19 protein-coding genes are annotated in these 15,642 nt (G+C 55.1%); 4 read left to right on the top strand and 15 right to left on the bottom strand.

The genetic code is table 11. From position 1 onward, the window contains the following. Positions 1–28: 28 nt before the first annotated feature. The 4 genes from KNP64_RS04560 to xerD are packed head-to-tail and all read right to left on the bottom strand — an operon-like array spanning position 29 to position 4,256. Positions 29–1,330, bottom strand: a complete 1,302-nt coding sequence (locus KNP64_RS04560; RefSeq protein ID WP_131471226.1) for a pyrimidine-nucleoside phosphorylase — start codon at positions 1,328–1,330, stop codon at positions 29–31. Between the two features lie 28 nt (positions 1,331–1,358). Then, positions 1,359–2,168, bottom strand: a complete 810-nt coding sequence (locus tag KNP64_RS04565) for a purine-nucleoside phosphorylase (RefSeq protein WP_034777854.1) — start codon at positions 2,166–2,168, stop codon at positions 1,359–1,361. A 13-nt stretch (positions 2,169–2,181) separates the two neighbouring features. After that, positions 2,182–3,348, bottom strand: coding sequence for a phosphopentomutase (gene deoB, locus KNP64_RS04570; protein WP_131471227.1), 1,167 nt, complete (start codon positions 3,346–3,348; stop codon positions 2,182–2,184). A gap of 23 nt (positions 3,349–3,371) precedes the next feature. Further along, positions 3,372–4,256, bottom strand: a complete 885-nt coding sequence (xerD, locus tag KNP64_RS04575; protein ID WP_114166052.1) for a site-specific tyrosine recombinase XerD — start codon at positions 4,254–4,256, stop codon at positions 3,372–3,374. 262 nt (positions 4,257–4,518) lie between these two features. Here xerD and KNP64_RS04580 point away from each other — a divergent pair, with 262 nt between their 5' ends. Together KNP64_RS04580 and KNP64_RS04585 are read left to right on the top strand one after the other, a co-directional pair. After that, positions 4,519–4,899, top strand: a complete 381-nt coding sequence (locus tag KNP64_RS04580; RefSeq protein ID WP_138859320.1) for a VOC family protein — start codon at positions 4,519–4,521, stop codon at positions 4,897–4,899. 12 nt (positions 4,900–4,911) lie between these two features. Then, positions 4,912–5,748, top strand: coding sequence for a Cof-type HAD-IIB family hydrolase (locus KNP64_RS04585; protein WP_214763199.1), 837 nt, complete (start codon positions 4,912–4,914; stop codon positions 5,746–5,748). Between the two features lie 46 nt (positions 5,749–5,794). Here the strand turns inward: KNP64_RS04585 and fur are convergent, their stop codons facing one another. Further along, a complete protein-coding gene (fur, locus tag KNP64_RS04590; protein ID WP_024371580.1) occupies positions 5,795–6,274 on the bottom strand; it encodes a ferric iron uptake transcriptional regulator in 480 nt (159 codons plus the stop codon). A gap of 112 nt (positions 6,275–6,386) precedes the next feature. Then, positions 6,387–6,917 (bottom strand): NUDIX domain-containing protein, encoded by a 531-nt coding sequence (locus KNP64_RS04595; protein ID WP_138859318.1) that lies wholly within the window; start codon positions 6,915–6,917, stop codon positions 6,387–6,389. A gap of 76 nt (positions 6,918–6,993) precedes the next feature. On the opposite strand from KNP64_RS04595, the gene KNP64_RS04600 reads away from it, so the two are divergent. Further along, positions 6,994–7,824 carry an aldo/keto reductase gene (locus tag KNP64_RS04600; protein ID WP_240731321.1) on the top strand — a complete coding sequence of 277 codons (831 nt, stop codon included), beginning with the start codon at positions 6,994–6,996 and terminating at the stop codon, positions 7,822–7,824. 3 nt (positions 7,825–7,827) lie between these two features. Here KNP64_RS04600 and KNP64_RS04605 read toward each other — a convergent pair whose 3' ends face one another. Next, a complete protein-coding gene (locus tag KNP64_RS04605; RefSeq protein WP_034777872.1) occupies positions 7,828–8,367 on the bottom strand; it encodes a PadR family transcriptional regulator in 540 nt (179 codons plus the stop codon). Between the two features lie 127 nt (positions 8,368–8,494). On the opposite strand from KNP64_RS04605, the gene KNP64_RS04610 reads away from it, so the two are divergent. After that, positions 8,495–8,809 carry a thioredoxin family protein gene (locus tag KNP64_RS04610; RefSeq protein WP_138859316.1) on the top strand — a complete coding sequence of 105 codons (315 nt, stop codon included), beginning with the start codon at positions 8,495–8,497 and terminating at the stop codon, positions 8,807–8,809. Positions 8,810–8,844: 35 nt separating this feature from the next. Here KNP64_RS04610 and KNP64_RS04615 read toward each other — a convergent pair whose 3' ends face one another. From KNP64_RS04615 to KNP64_RS04650, 8 genes are read right to left on the bottom strand one after another with little or no spacing between them, the layout of a single operon-like run. Next, a complete protein-coding gene (locus tag KNP64_RS04615; protein WP_138859315.1) occupies positions 8,845–9,777 on the bottom strand; it encodes an NAD(P)/FAD-dependent oxidoreductase in 933 nt (310 codons plus the stop codon). Then, positions 9,774–10,355, bottom strand: a complete 582-nt coding sequence (locus KNP64_RS04620; RefSeq protein WP_138859314.1) for a CDP-alcohol phosphatidyltransferase family protein — start codon at positions 10,353–10,355, stop codon at positions 9,774–9,776. Before KNP64_RS04620 ends, KNP64_RS04615 begins: the two co-directional genes overlap by 4 nt. Then, a complete protein-coding gene (locus tag KNP64_RS04625; protein WP_138859313.1) occupies positions 10,355–11,242 on the bottom strand; it encodes an ABC transporter ATP-binding protein in 888 nt (295 codons plus the stop codon). The genes KNP64_RS04620 and KNP64_RS04625 overlap by 1 nt, the downstream gene beginning before the upstream one ends. Further along, positions 11,239–11,940, bottom strand: a complete 702-nt coding sequence (locus tag KNP64_RS04630; RefSeq protein ID WP_214791938.1) for an ABC transporter permease — start codon at positions 11,938–11,940, stop codon at positions 11,239–11,241. The genes KNP64_RS04625 and KNP64_RS04630 overlap by 4 nt, the downstream gene beginning before the upstream one ends. Then, the gene (locus KNP64_RS04635; RefSeq protein ID WP_214791937.1) at positions 11,937–12,710 is read right to left on the bottom strand and encodes an ABC transporter permease family protein; all 774 of its coding nucleotides are present in this window, start codon (positions 12,708–12,710) and stop codon (positions 11,937–11,939) included. Before KNP64_RS04635 ends, KNP64_RS04630 begins: the two co-directional genes overlap by 4 nt. Next, entirely contained in the window at positions 12,697–13,866 is a 1,170-nt protein-coding gene (locus KNP64_RS04640; protein WP_214791935.1) for an ABC transporter substrate-binding protein, read from the bottom strand. Before KNP64_RS04640 ends, KNP64_RS04635 begins: the two co-directional genes overlap by 14 nt. A gap of 34 nt (positions 13,867–13,900) precedes the next feature. Beyond that, a complete protein-coding gene (locus KNP64_RS04645; protein ID WP_214791933.1) occupies positions 13,901–14,647 on the bottom strand; it encodes an SDR family NAD(P)-dependent oxidoreductase in 747 nt (248 codons plus the stop codon). Then, positions 14,644–15,621, bottom strand: coding sequence for an MBL fold metallo-hydrolase (locus KNP64_RS04650; protein WP_214791931.1), 978 nt, complete (start codon positions 15,619–15,621; stop codon positions 14,644–14,646). Before KNP64_RS04650 ends, KNP64_RS04645 begins: the two co-directional genes overlap by 4 nt. Positions 15,622–15,642: the final 21 nt, after the last annotated feature.

Here is a 15,642-nt window from a genome sequence, read left to right on the forward strand (position 1 = left end):
TGTGGAAACAGACGTTCTGACTTGCCGGTTACTGGATGACAGCGTGGACGAGTGGACGCGCCGTCGGCTCTGTCGCACCGATCGTGTACGCGTGGTCCATCCGCTCGAGCGCAGATGTCATGTCTTCTTTGTTCGAACGGAGCACGGCGATCACGTCACCGGCCTCGACCTTGTCACCGACTTTCTTCTCGAGCGTGATACCGGCCGCGAAGTCGAGCTGATCATCTTTTGTCGCCCGACCTGCGCCGAGGAGCATCGCTGCCACACCGACTTCGTCAGCGATAATCGACTCGACGTAACCTGCTTGTTTCGCGACGAACGTCGTCTCATACTTCGCTTGCGGAAGTTTCGACAAGTCATCGACGAGCGACGCGTCGCCACCTTGTGCCGCTACGAACTGACGGAACACTTCGAGGGCATGACCGTCGGCCATCCGTTTCTCAAGGTCAGCGTACGCTTCCTCGAACGTCTGATAGAACTCGCCGAGTACCGCCATATGACCGGCAATCGTGAGGGCAATCGTCTTCAAGTCAGTCACGTCTTTGCCCGAGAGGACTTCAATCGCTTCTTTCACTTCATTGGCGTTCCCGATTTCGAAACCGAGCGGCTGATCCATATCCGTGATGACGGCGACCGTCTTACGGCCGACGTTCTTACCGATGGCGACCATCTCTTCAGCGAGCGCTTTCGCGTCGTCGAACGACTTCATGAACGCGCCTGAACCCGTCTTGACGTCGAGGACGATGCTGTCGGCACCGGCCGCGATTTTCTTCGACATGATCGAGCTCGCGATGAGCGGGATTGAATCGACCGTCGCCGTCACGTCACGGAGTGCGTAAAGACGTTTGTCGGCAGGCGTCAAGTTGCCCGTCTGACCGATGATTGACATCTTGATATCGTTTACTTGCTTCGTGAACTGTTCTTCCGTCAACTCGACGTTGAAGCCAGGGAACGATTCAAGCTTATCGATCGTCCCGCCCGTGTGGCCGAGACCGCGACCGCTCATCTTCGCGACCGGAATCCCGATTGACGCGACGAGCGGAGCGACGATTAAGCTGATTTTGTCACCGACGCCGCCAGTCGAGTGTTTATCAACTTTTTTACCTTGAATGTTCGACAAATCGATGACGTCACCAGACTTGACCATCTCCATCGTCAAGGCCGCCGTCTCTTTCTCTGTCATGCCGTTAAAGTAAATCGCCATCGAAAGGGCCGACATCTGATAATCAGGAATCGTCTCGTTCGTGAAGCCTTCGATGATGAAGCGAATCTCCTCTTCGTTCAATTCGCCACCGTTACGTTTTTTCAAAATCAAATCGACCATGCGCATAAGTTTCGTCCTCCTAATTGGGTAGTGGTTACATGCTTTGAATCGTGCCGCGTACGAGTGAAAGGAAGTCTTGGCGGACGCGTTCTGTCGTCTCGATGACTTCTTCATGGTTGAGCGGTTGATCTAAAATCCCGGCTGCCATGTTCGATACGCACGAGATGCCGAGCACTCGCATATCTGAGTGACGGGCCACGATGACTTCAGGCACCGTCGACATGCCGACAACGTCGCCTCCGAGCAGGCGAGCCATCTTCACTTCGGCCGGTGTCTCATACGTCGGACCCGTGTTCCCGAAGTAGACGCCTTTTTGAACAGAAAGTCCAAGTTTTGTGGCGACGCCTTCCGTCAATGTGACGAGCTCCTTATCGTACGCTTCTGACATGTCCGGGAAACGTGTTCCGAAGTCGCTCGCGTTCTTACCGATGAGTGGGCTCGTACCGAAGAAGTTGATGTGATCCGTAATGATCATCAAGTCCCCCGGGTTGAACGACTCGTTGCAAGCACCAGCCGCATTCGTGACGATGAGCGTTTCGACACCGATCAATTTGAGGACGCGGACCGGGAACGTCACTTGTTCCATTGAGTAGCCTTCATAGAAGTGGAACCGTCCTTGCATCGCGACGACGCGTTTTCCTTCGAGGTCCCCGAAGACGAGTTGGCCGGCGTGGCCTTCGACGGTCGATACCGGGAAGTGCGGGATATCCTCATAAGGGATTTTCACCGCGTTCTCGATTTCATCCGCGAGGACGCCGAGACCTGAGCCGAGAATGAGTCCGATTTCTGGTGTTCCGTTCATGCGTTCCTGTAAAAATGCCTTTGTTTCGTTCCAATTTACCATGAGTAATGCCTCCTCAAATTTCGTTTAAGAAACTCTTTCCGTGTGCTGGTGCATCGACGTCGAAGTTATCGGCCACTGTGGCGCCGATATCGGCGAACGTTCCGCGGATGCCGAGGTCGACCGCTGTCGAACCGTGATGATGGACGATGAGCGGCACATATTCACGCGTATGGTCCGTTCCCGGTGCCGTCGGGTCGTTCCCGTGGTCGGCCGTAATGATGAGCAAGTCGTCTTCACGCAACTTCTCCATTACTTCCGGTAGACGGGCGTCATACTCTTCAAGCGCGATCGCATAGCCTTCTGGGTCACGGCGGTGACCGAAGAGCGCATCGAAGTCGACGAGGTTCAAGAAGCAGAGACCTTCGAACTCTTCATCGAGCGATTCGACGAGTTTGTCCATGCCATCCATGTTCGATTTTGTCCGAATCGCTTTCGTGACACCTTCGCCGTCATAGATGTCGCTGATTTTCCCGAGAGCGATCACATCTTTCCCTGCCGTCTCGAGCGTGTTCATGACCGTCTTGCCGAACGGCTTGAGCGCATAGTCGTGACGATTAGATGTCCGGACCCACGCGCCAGGCGTTCCGAGGAACGGTCGGGCGATGATGCGGCCGAGCATGTACGGGTCTTCGCGCGTGATTTCACGGGCGTATTCGCAGATGCGGTACAACTCGTCGAGCGGGACGACTTCTTCGTGCGCCGCGATTTGGAGCACCGAGTCAGCTGATGTATAGACGATCAAGGCACCTGTTTTGACATGCTCTTCGCCGAGCTCATCCAAGATCTCTGTCCCTGATGCCGGCTTGTTGCCGATGATGTCACGGCCGCTGAACTCTTTGAGCCGGTCGATCAAATCGTCCGGGAATTCTTCGAACACGCGGAAAGGCGTATCGATATGAAGGCCCATGATCTCCCAGTGGCCAGTCATCGTGTCTTTCCCGGCCGAGATTTCTTCCATGCGTCCGTAGGCGCTCGGTGTCGTCGACACTTCGATGCCGTCAATCGGCTTGATGTTCGACAGCCCGAGGCGGCCCATGTTCGGCATGTTCAACCCACCGTGTTCACGAGCGATATGCCCGAGCGTGTCTGAACCGACGTCTCCGAACTGGTCGGCATCTGGGGCTTCCCCAATCCCGACCGAGTCCATGACGACCAAGAAAATACGTTTAAATTTCTTCACAAAAAGTTCCTCCTTTAGTGTCTTTACGCACGCGGATGATGTTTTCGATAGACATCGTGGAGTCGTGCCTTATTGACATGTGTGTAGATTTGAGTCGTGGAGAGATCGGCATGCCCAAGCATCTGTTGGATGGCCCGAAGATCGGCCCCGTTCTCGAGCAAGTGTGTCGCGAACGAATGACGGAGCACGTGTGGCGTGATCTCTTTTTGGATGCCGGCCTCTTTGGCCCGTCGTTTGATCATCTTCCAGAACCCTTGACGGCTGAGCCTTCCGCCGCGCCCGTTCAAGAACAACGCCTCGGTCTCCCGACCGCCGAGCCCGTTACGGGCCTGTTGGATATAGCGTTCGACAAAACCTTGGGCGACAGACGACACCGGGATGATCCGGGCGCTCTCGCCTTTGCCTTCACACTGTAGATACCCCAATTCGAACTGTAAATCATCCAAATCAAGCCCAAGAAGTTCGCTGACGCGCATGCCCGTTCCGTAGAGCAGTTCGAGCATGGCCCGATCGCGGAGCGCGAGCGGGTCTGACGTCGGCACACTGTCGAGCAACCGTTCAACTTCATCTTGAGACCACGTGTCTGGCAGATGCCGTTCCGCTTTCGGCGTCTCCAAATAAAGTGCCGGGTCAGTCGTTGCACCACCTGTCATCTTCAAATGATGATGGAACGTCCGAATCGAACTGACGGCCCGTCGGAGTGATGAAGCAGCCCGACCGGCTTGCGATAACTCTTCCATATGTTTGACGATGTGTGCCCGCGTGACTTCATTCCATTCTGTCACCCCGAGTTGGGTAAGTGTCGATAAGTACTGGGTCAAATCGCTCGCATAGGCTTGTCTCGTGTTCGTGGACATTCGTTTCTCAACCGTCATATACTGCAAAAATAACTCGACTTGCGAACGCATGACATCCCCCTCCTTCCTCGCTACACCTGAATACGCTTACATCATATCACTTATGTAAACCGTTGTGAAGACGTCTGACCTCATTTTTTTTAAAGCTTTTTTGTGACAGGAATTGGTGAGGTTTTCACGCCGCTTTTCTCATGTCGAGTTTACCAAGCCTGTCCGGATTTGATACACTCCACACGACGAATGCTCGAATTCCAGGCAGCGGTCATGAAGCTGACCACCCAGCATACGACAACAATTCCAAGGGGGGTATTCCATGAAGATTGAACACGTCGCCCTCTGGGTGAACGAGCTTGAACAGATGCGCCGTTTTTATGAGACGTATCTCGGGGCAACCGCGAACGAGAAGTATATCAACGAACGCAAACAGTTCGAATCCTATTTTCTGACGTTCCCAAACAGTTCATGCCGCTTCGAGTTGATGCGCCGTCCGGACATTGAAGACGCTTCGCGTGAGACGCTCGGCTATGCGCATATCGCGTTCGCACTCGGCAGCAAAGAAGCGGTCGACAGCTTGACGCGACGACTCGAGACCGACGGCTACCCACTCGTCGATGGCCCACGCACGACTGGGGACGGTTATTATGAGAGCGTCCTGCTCGACCCCGAACAAAACAAACTCGAATTGACGATTTAAGGAGACGCGACGATGATCCAAGCGATTCTACTAGACCTTGACGGGACGTTGTTGAACGATCAAAAAATGATCTCGCCGCGCACGAAACAGATACTTCTCGATTTGCAGGCGAACGGCGTCAAAGTGGTGCTCACTTCCGGACGTCCGAAGCGAGGAATCGACCCTTTCGCCGAAGAGCTCATGCTCCATAAAAATGGGGGACTCATCGTCTCCTCGAACGGGGCATGTGTGACCGATGCCAGAACGAACGAGACGCTGTTCGAACAGGCCATCAATCAGGACGACGCGATTGCCATCTTGGATCATTTGACCGGATTCGACGTCATCCCGATGATCAATGACGAGACGTATATGTACGTTAATGACGTCTTCAGCGGCATGCTCGAGTTAAATGGTAAGCCGTTCAATATCATCGAGTATGAGTCGCGCGGCGGACGATTCCAATTGCGGGAAGAGCCGCGACTCGCCGACGCCATCACCTTCCCGATCTATAAAATCCTCGTCGCCGGACAGCCGGACTATCTACAGGCCCATGCCGCCTCGCTCGCCGGACCGTTCACGGACCGCGTGACGGGCATGTTCACGGCAGCCATGTACTATGAGTTCACGGATCTCGGAATCGACAAGGCCCGGGCACTCGATCACGTGTTCCGGGAGATTGGGATTGACCGCGAGCACGTCATCGCGTTCGGGGACGGCCATAACGACCGCTCCATCATCGAGTATGCCGGCATCGGGGTCGCGATGGACAACGCCGTCGAAGACATCAAGGCTATTGCGAACGAAATCACGCTGTCGAACAATCACGATGGCATCGCCACCGGCTTGTCCCGTTATTTGACGATGTGACGACATACAAAAGACAGGCAGCCTTTAAGAGGCTGCCTGTCTTGCTTTATCCGTTGATGACTGCTTTATGACCCTCAAGCGTGACGCCTTTAGCTTGGCACACTTTACAGATGCCGTGAAACGTCAAGCGATGGTCTTTGATTAAAAATTCGTATTTGCTTTCGACTTTCTTCTCAACGTCGACGAGCAAGTCTTCCATGATCTCCTCGACCGAACCGCACTCGACACAGACGAGATGATGGTGCGAATGGTTCGCGCCTTCTGGTCTGAGGTCGAAACGGGCAACGCCGTCACCGAAGTTGACTTTGTCGACGACACCGAGCTCGGTCAAAAGCTCGAGCGTCCGGTAAACCGTCGCGAGCCCGATTTCCGGAGCGATGCCTTTGACGAGCATGAAGACGTTCTCCGCACTCAAATGATCCGTTTCATTCTCAAGTAAGATGCGGACCGTCGATTCTCGTTGCGGTGTCAATTTATATCCTTTGGCGCTCAATTGCTGTTTGATCCGTTCAATTCGCGTTTCCATAAGGCGCCCCCTCTTTGCATAATTCACTATTCAAAGCATACCGAAGTTCGTTCGGTTTTTCAAATTAAAATGATTCCTATGTAAGTGTAACATATGTCACTCTAGTTTAGAATCATTTCAATTTAGATAATTGCCACCATTGAATCGCCATGATCGTCTTCGCGTCGGTGATTCGTCCGCTCGCTAACAAGTCGACCGCCTCGTCGAACGTAAAGCGTTGGACTTGTAAAAATTCATCTTCATCGAGGTTCATCACACCGGCCGTCAAGCCGCGTGCGACGTAGACGTCGACCCGTTCGCTACAAAAGCCGGGTGCCCCGTAAAACGAGAAGATTTTTTCAAGATTCTCGGCCGTATAACCGGTCTCTTCTTCGAGCTCGCGCTTCGCGCTCGCAAGCGGTTCCTCACCAACTTCCAATTTTCCGGCCGGAATTTCGAGCGACATCGATTCGAACGCTTTCCGGTACTGCTCGACGAGGACGATGCGGTCGTCTTCATCGACGACGAGGACGGCGACGGCCCCGTTGTGATAGACGAGTTCGCGGACCGACGTCCCTCCGTTCGGGAGTGACACGACGTGCTTCTCCACGTTAAAGATCTTTCCTTCGTAAATGACTTCCCGTTCAATCGTTTTCTCTTCCATTGTATGTACCCCTCACCTTTTCCTATATACTGTAATTATGATTCATATTGACAGACGGAACAAGGAGGAATTATCAATGGCAGAGTTAGGATTAGGAACTATGTCGATTTTGAAACATGGCGAGGCGGAAGCGCGACAGATTTTAGAGGCCGCCTATGCGGCTGGCATCCGCCACTTTGATACGGCCGACGTCTATGACCACTTCGAAGTCGAAAAACTCGTCGGCTCGACGTTCGCCGGTCGCCGGAACGAACTGTTCTTGACCAGTAAAGGCGGGAATCAATGGACAGGGGACGGAATGCGTTGGAATCCAGCCCCCTCCTATTTAGAACAGGCCCTACACGATTCTCTCGAACGCTTACAGACAGATTACTTGGATTTATATTACGTTCATGGCGGCACGATGGAAGACGACCTGGACGCGACAATCGATTTCATGCGTCGACAGAAACAAGCTGGCGCCATCCGCCAAATCGGACTGTCCTCGATTCGCCCGAACGTCATCCGCTACTGGCTCGAACACGGAGAGCTCGATGTCTTGATGACCCCGTACTCCCTGCTCGACCGCCGCATCGAAACGCTCGAACTCGACATCCCGATCGTCGGGCGCGGTCCGCTCGCCAAAGGCATACTGACCGACGAATGGTCTGCCCGCTTGTCGGAGAAGGGCTTTGAATCTTGGACTGAAGCGGAGTTGCGCGACTTGATGCCGACGATTCCCGAACCGATTCAAGCGTACGCCCTCGCAGCCGCGGAGCGGACATGTGCCGTCGTCCTACCGGGCGCGTCCTCGGTCGACCAATTGAACGACTTGATCGCCGCTCATCAATACGCCGTCGATTCGCACAAACTCGACGATCTGTTGAACCGGCTGCCGGTCCAACCCTACACAAAACATGCGACCTGAACGTCAGGTCGCATGTTTGTCTCGCTGTTTCATCTGTTCGATGGCCCAATCAGCCCAACCGGCGTAATTTTCCATCATCCGGATGGCGTACTCGCTCGTCAGTAAATAACCGAGCGTGTCAGCCTCGGACTGGTGCGCCGCTTGAAACGCCCGAATCTGATGAGCGACTTGTTCATGATGCGCTTTCGTCTCCTCGACGTAACGGATCGCCTCGTCGAGCGGGAGTAGTTGCAGGAGGCTGACCCGTAGCAAGTTCTCATCTTTCATCTTCGGTTGGTACGAGGTCGGTTGCCGGAGCCAGTCGATTAGCTCTTGACGTCCCGCCTCGGTGATTGAATAAATCTTTTTATCCGGTAAGTCATGTTGAGCGACGTGCTCAGAGGAGACGAGTGATTCGTCTTCCATCTTTAACAGTTCGCGATAAATCTGTGTATGATGGGCGTGCCAAAAATGAATCATTTGTGCTTTGAACGTCGCGTTCAAGGCATAGCCGGTAGCGGGTTGATGGGTCAATAACCCGAGTAGTGCATGACGTAACGCCATAACCATCACCTATCCCTTGCGGTTCTATTTTTATAAGTGTATCACATATTGCGATACGACCGAGAATGCCAATCGGTTGACGCCCGTTACGAATACACAGACAATATATGTGAAGGGAGAGATTTTTATGAAACCGATCCAATCTGATCAACAATTCCAAGAGGCCATCCAAAATAAAGGTATGGTCATCTTTACGACATCATGGTGTCCCGACTGCCGTCGTCTTGATATGTACGTCGACGAACTAGTCAAAGATTATCCGCAGTTCAACTGGTACGTCGTCGACCGCGACGAGTTGCCTGAACTGTCGGACGCGCAAGAAGTCCGAGGCATCCCCTCACTTCTTTTCTATCAAGAAGGCGTCAAACAAGAACACCTCCACTCGGCGAACGCCAAGACGGAGATGCAAATCCGCTCGTTCCTCGATACGTTGAACGCGTAAACAAAAAGACGGCCGTCGTGGTCGTCTTTTTTTGTTCACTTGAAGCGCTCGAGATAACGCCGGTCGATGCGCCGCTTTAGCCAAAACGGCAGACGACCGTGCCATGTCAGCTTCCCGAACGTCAAGAGTGCCCGTCCTGGGGTCGTCAACAAAATATTGAGCGACGTCCGCGATTTGAACCGGCGTGGCGTACCGAGCAGTTGACGGGCGACATGCCGACCCGAACGGACGGCATCGACACCACCGTTCAATCGGGCCGCCATATCCCCGGTGATATAAATCTCGCGGTAGACCGGGTGTCGCAAATCGTCTTCCGTGTCGATGAACGCCCCATCGTCCGCAAGTCCAGCCTCAGACCAAAACTCATCAGGAACGACACCGGTCGCGTCTAAGACGAGTCCCTCTGTCTGAGTCCCTGGTTGGAACGACGTCAGAATGAGCATCACGCCGCTGCGGACGAGACGTCGCGCCATCTGTCGCCCGACATGACGGGGAAGTTCGGGTAAGATGTCACGAGCATAGAGCGTCACGCGTTGCTTCTGTCTGAGGCAAGCGAAGGCGAGTTCGACTCCGGCTTTGCCCCCGCCGACGATCGTGATTGCATCACTCTGTAAAATCTCGTCCAGCATGTTTGTCGTCATCGGTTTTAACCGGTTCCCGATCCCACGACTCTTCGCACCGGTCGCGAGCACGAGGATGTCATATGCGACGTGGCCGCGATCGGTTTCGACGAGGCGCGCATCCGGATCGAGACCGATCAGGCGCTCGGCGACGGGAGAGACGTCACGACGCAACCGCGTCGTCGCCGATTCCATCTCGCCAGCGATCACTTGAGGAAACGCACCCGTATAAATCGCCTCTCGTCCACCGATATACGACACTTCGTAGTTTTCGTTAAGCGCATCGAGGTGTTCTAGAATCTCGAGCTGCCCATGACCGAGCCCGACCAAGACAAGGCGCGGCTTCATCTTAGAATCCGCCTTGCTTCAAACAAACGTTGGAGGATCGTGAACACTTCAAGCACGAGGAAAATCGTCGCGATGACGCCGATCCATGTCGGGAAAAGAATCATGAGCGTGAACAAGATGAAACATTCCGTCCGCTCCAAAATACCAGGCTGATAATAAAATGATTTCTCTGAACGGCGTGAGCTGCTCGCCCCGACGGCGAGGAATAACGTCATCGCCACGACGAACGACCCGAGCAAGAGCAGGAAGATCGGCATATGTTCAGGATGTCGTAGAGCGAGCGCGATGACGACGGCAATCTCGACGATACGGTCGAAGACGAGGTCGAGCACCGTGCCGAACCCCGTCTTTTGGGAGCGCCGGGCCATCGTCCCATCGAGGACGTCGAAGAGACCCGACACCCATAACAGCAACACGGCCGTCCACAACATATCGTTATAAATGAACAGACCGACCGAGACACCGATGATGCCTCCGAGGATCGTCACCTCGTTCGGGGTAAAGTTCCATTTCAAAAGCCGATCGGCCCCGCGCTCGATGACGGGACGGACGAAGCGGCTACCGTATGTGTCTAACATCAAATTCCTCCTTGTTTCTGTCGCAAATAATACGTCTCTCCGACTTTGAACGATTCGCTCCGCGGTAAGATGACATATTCCCCGGTCGGGCGCCGGTACTCGCCGAAATGATGCCCGAAGCGAATGAACGTCCGGACGAGCACGATCGAATCGGACGTCGCCTCTGTCGACACGTCGATATCGGTCGACGGAAGCAGCGTACCGCTCACTTCGACAAAGTCACCGAACGTCGACTCCGTCTCGGATAAACGTCCCGGCGTACCGGTCACCAGAACCCGACCCGTCTCGAGTAATGTCACCCGGTCGGCGACAAGCATCGCTTCTTCCCGGTCGTGGGTCACAAGGAGCGCCGTCAACTCGAGTTCACGGACGAGGTCACGAATCAGTCGTTGCAACTCGGATTTGAGACCGGGGTCGAGGTTCGTGAACGGCTCATCGAGCAGAATGAGTCGAGGCGCGGCAGCGAGCGCCCGGGCGAAGCTCGCGCGTTGCTGTTCCCCTCCAGACAATTCATGAATTTCAGCGTCGTAGCGGCCAGGAAGCTTGACCCGGGTGAGCCACGCTTCCGCTTCTTCCCGTGACCGGTTCGGCGTGGCGAGCGTCACGTTCTCGCCGACTGTCAGATGCGGAAACAAGAGCGGGGATTGGGACAACATCGTAATCCGGCGCAAGTGAGGCGGTACCCCATCGAGCGGTATCTCCTCCCACGTCACCGACCCGGCATCAAGTGTCTCAAGTCCGGCGACGATGCGGAGCAGTGTCGACTTCCCGGAACCGCTCACACCCACGAGGGCATGGATTTCTCCGTTCGGGATAGTGAGATCGATGCCGCACAACACATCGCGGTCTTTAAAACGTTTTCGTATTCCTGACAATACCAAGCTCATTGCAAACGCCCCTTCACCAATCTAATCCAGATGCCAAACATCGCACCGAGCCCGATATAAAATAAGACCGGCAACGAGACGAGCACCCATGTATTTTGTAACGCCAATGAGACGTCATTGCCTGCGTAGGCCTGATACAGTCGCGTTGTGACCGTCGGGACGAGTCCGGCCCCGATCAATTGGACGAGCACGAATTGACTCAACACGATGACGGTCGAGAACAAGACGATCGTCCGGACCGACTCTTTCATGAGCGGGAATAGGACGAACCCGATCCGGGTGAGCGGCGCGAGCGTCAGTGACTGTTCGAGGAGCGGTCTCCCGATCACGTACATGGCGTTGTATGCCAATCGAATCGAATACGGCAACGTCGTGACGAGTAGGACGAGCCCGACCCCCGTGTACGTCCCGATGAGTCCGACTTGGGCGAGGGCGATATACATGCCGAACATGCTCGCCAAGACGGGGATAAACAATGGCAGAAACGTGAGCCATTCGACCCACGCCTTCCATTTCGACTCGGTGAACAAGAGCCACCAGGCCGTCCCGATGCCGAGCCAAACGTTGATGAGCGCCACGGCGACCACGTAGACGACCGTGTTCAAAATCGCCTCGTCCCACGTGAGCGACGTCGGGAACGTCAAAAACAACCCGACGAATGGAAAGACGACGAAACAAGCGACGATAAGCCGATTCATCGTCTCACCCCCCGCTCTATCCGCCGTCGTCGTTTAGCCGTCAGCGTATAGGAGCCGATGACACCGATAAAGATGAACAGCGTCCAGACGAGCGCAACGGCGTACGACTCGAACGCATTTAAAAACAGCCCGGTCGTCAACCGTTCATACGCGAGCACCCCGAGCAGTTCGGGGAATGTGACCCCCAATAAGGCCGGCACTTCATAAGCGAACGAGATGAACGCGACGAGCACCCAAAACGAGTCGAGGAGCGGTTTGACGAGGAACGGCCATTCGGCCACTTTAAATTGTTCGAACGGCGTCAGTTGAAGCGTCTTCGCCATGTCGACGTAACCCCGATTCAGTTGGGCATACGTCCCGATTACCATCAAAAACACGAACGGCACCTCTTTCCAAACGTACGTCAAAATGACGACGAGGTGGTGACGTTCGTTCGCCTCCACCACCCCATAGAACGGGAAGCCACTCGAGAACAAGACATAAAATAAATACGCGGCCGCGACGTGCGGGACGAACATCGGCCATCTGAGTAGCGACGCGAGCCATGTCGACCGGCGTCGGTACACCGACCGGGCGAGCCATGTCCCGATGACAAGGGACATGGCCGTCGAGACGAGTGTCACATACAGCGTCACGGCGAGACTGGCGCGCCAGGCCTCATCGTTCAACTCAGACCAGTCGAAGCCGACGGTCTCGTAGATCAAGAAGGCGACACCGGTGAACGGCAAGGCCAGAACGAACAGACTGATCCATAGACTACTGCGCGACACGTTCCCACTCCTCGCGAATTGCGTCAATCACGGCCGGCCCATAGTCGGGAATCGATCGTTCGGCGAGACGTTCCGGATCAGGATAAGTGACCCCGTCATCAAGCTTCAAGAAGGCGTCACGGTCGGACGCATCGAGTTTCGTCAAATCAAGCGATGTCCCGTCCCCCCAGTATGTCGCATCTTGTTTGGCGAGCTGGGCTTCCGGTGACAGTAACTCATTGATGACCACGAGCGCACCGTTAGGATTGGTCGCGTTGAACGGTACGGCGAGAAAGTGTGTCGAGGCGATTGAATGTTCGAGCACGAGCGCCCGTGTCCCGTTCGGAAACGCGCCGTCATTGCGTTCCGCCTCGGCGCGCCGCTCATTGAAGCCCATCGTCATCCAAACGTCACCCGCGGCGTACAACTGGTCGAGTTGGGCGATTGACTTCGGATATGTTGACCCTTGTTTCCATAGGGTCGGCGACCACGTCGCAAGCTTCTCCCAGAACGCGTCTGGAATCTCACCGTCACCGCCCGCAGCCCCATACTCGGCGTAGAGCAGATGGCGGACGAACGCGTTCCCTGTGAAGTCTGTCACTTCAGGATACGTGAAACGGCCCGGATTTTCTTCGGTCCAACGATGTAATTCGTCGAACGTCGTCGGCGGATTTTTCACTTTGTCCGCGTCATAGTGCATGACGAACTGGACGTTCCCCCAGGCGACCTCGAGCCCGTCGGTCGGGGTGCCCGCATCAGTTGCCTGGGCTTCTTCGTTCAACAGCGCAGCGTTCGGGATTTTGTCGAGCAGGTCGCCTTGGAGCAACTCCGCCTCGGCGGCGTTACGGAAATTGTCCCCATTGATCCACATCAGATCGATGGTGCCTTCTTCTCGGTTCGCCCGTTTGTCGAGCGACAATTGGCGCACGAATTCGGCCGTGTCCATCGGGACGCGGTTCAATTCCACGTCATACGTCTCTTTCAGACGGGGCGCGACATATTCATCGATATAGCGATTGATGCCGTCATCGCCTCCCCACATATAGAAATTGACCGTCGACTGTTTCGCTTCTTCAGCCGCCTGTTCGAACGTCGGTGCGATTTCGGCGCGCGTCGTCCCGCAGGCAGCGAGGAAGACGAGTGACAGCATCAAGCCAAATTGTTTCAATCGGCGCATCGTGTCTCCCCCTTTTTTCTCTGTGTTGACCCATTTACTTTCTGTCAAATCCCCGTTTTGCGAGCCGCTCGAACATGACCGGGCACATTGCGTACAGTTTTGCGCCAAGATTCATCCACCATGGGGCGTTCACTTCACGTTTTGTCGCCTCACATGCAGCGACGACGCGTTTTGCGAGACGATCGGGGTCGAGCATAATCGATTTCACGCTCGCCTCGTAACGTCCACTCTTGTCGGCCCGGAGAAAGAACGGTGTAGCGATCGGACCCGGATTGACCGTCAACACATGAATCCCTTCCGGCTTCAGTTCCAACCGAAGCGCGTTTGAGAACTGAAGTAACGCCGCCTTTGAACCGGCATAGACGGCCGACTTCGGCGTCGGTACTTTCGCCGCTTGCGAGCAGACGTTGATGATCGTGCTGCCGCGGCGCATCGACCGGGCACAGTCACGTGCGAGCATCATCGGGGCGATCGCGTTCAAGCGCATCGTCTCCTCGATGACGTCGGTCGATTGATCGACGACCCGGTCGAACTCACCGATACCGGCATTGTTCACCCAGATGTCGATTGGCCCGTATGTTCGTTCTACGTTTGCCACGAGCGTCTCGTATTCGGTACAGACGTCGGCGACGAGCCAATCGGCCGATAGTTTCGTGCCGAGTTCACGCAATCGGTCCTCACTTCGTGCAATCAATGTCAAGCGGGCACCCGCCTCATAAAAAGAATGCGCCAGCGCGGCCCCAAAGCCGCTCGACGCACCCGTGATCACAATATGTCTCATTCCACAAATTCCTCCGCTCTCATATAGATCCATTTTCCGTCCGTCAACCGTTTGACGACGCGGCCACGTTCCTCGAGCAACGTCAAGCGCGCGAACACCTCACTGAAGACGAGCGGCATCGCCCGACGCATCTTGCGGCCATAGAGGCGCATCGACCAATCGAACACGCTCAACCCGTCGACCCAATCGGCGAGCAGCAACTCACTCCGTTCATAACGCTGGGCGATGCGCGCCTCGATCAACGGTCGCGGTTTTTGAATCGGTTCCCCGTGCCCGCTCACGACGAGCTTTAAATCGACATCTTGAAGCTTTCGGAGCGAATCGAGATACAGGACGACCGGTGAGGCAAACCCTTCCTCCTCGTACGGTTGTTCAATGAGCGGGTTCGGTTCAACCGTATCGATCAAATGATCACCCGCGATCAAGACACCGCCTGGACCAAGCAGACCGAGCTGGTCACTCGCATGACCAGGCAGATGGATCGTCTTCCATGCCCCGTCACTCGTCACATCCTGACCGTCCTCGAACGTCATCGTGACGGTCGTCGGACCGATCCAACGAAGCGCTTCCCGATAATCAGGCAGTTTGTTCACAATCGACTCGGGTGTACCAAACCAGTGCGCCAAGTCGTGTAAGAACTGGTTGCCCCGTTTGATGAAGTTCGGTGTCTGTTCCAAATAGCGAACGAGCTTCTCGTGTCCATATACAGGAATCGAGGCGTCACGTAAACGCCAGGCCTGCCCTGCATGGTCGGCATGATGGTGCGTCAAAAATAAAAAATCAATATCCGCGAGATTCAGTTCGAGCTCGGCCAATTGTGTCGTCAATGAAGTCCACGCCTCTTCCGTGTCTGGTCCACAATCGACCATGAAGAAACGGTTCATATGTTCGACGACATAGACGTTCACGTTGCCGACCTCGAACGGCGTCGGTATATCGAGTCTTGCCAGTTGGCTTGAAATCCAGTTCGCCACGTCCCCACAACCCCTTCCACC

The sequence above is a fragment of the Exiguobacterium sp. s64 genome (genome assembly GCF_018618035.1).
In the GTDB taxonomy this organism is placed as follows: domain Bacteria; phylum Bacillota; class Bacilli; order Exiguobacteriales; family Exiguobacteriaceae; genus Exiguobacterium; species Exiguobacterium mexicanum_A.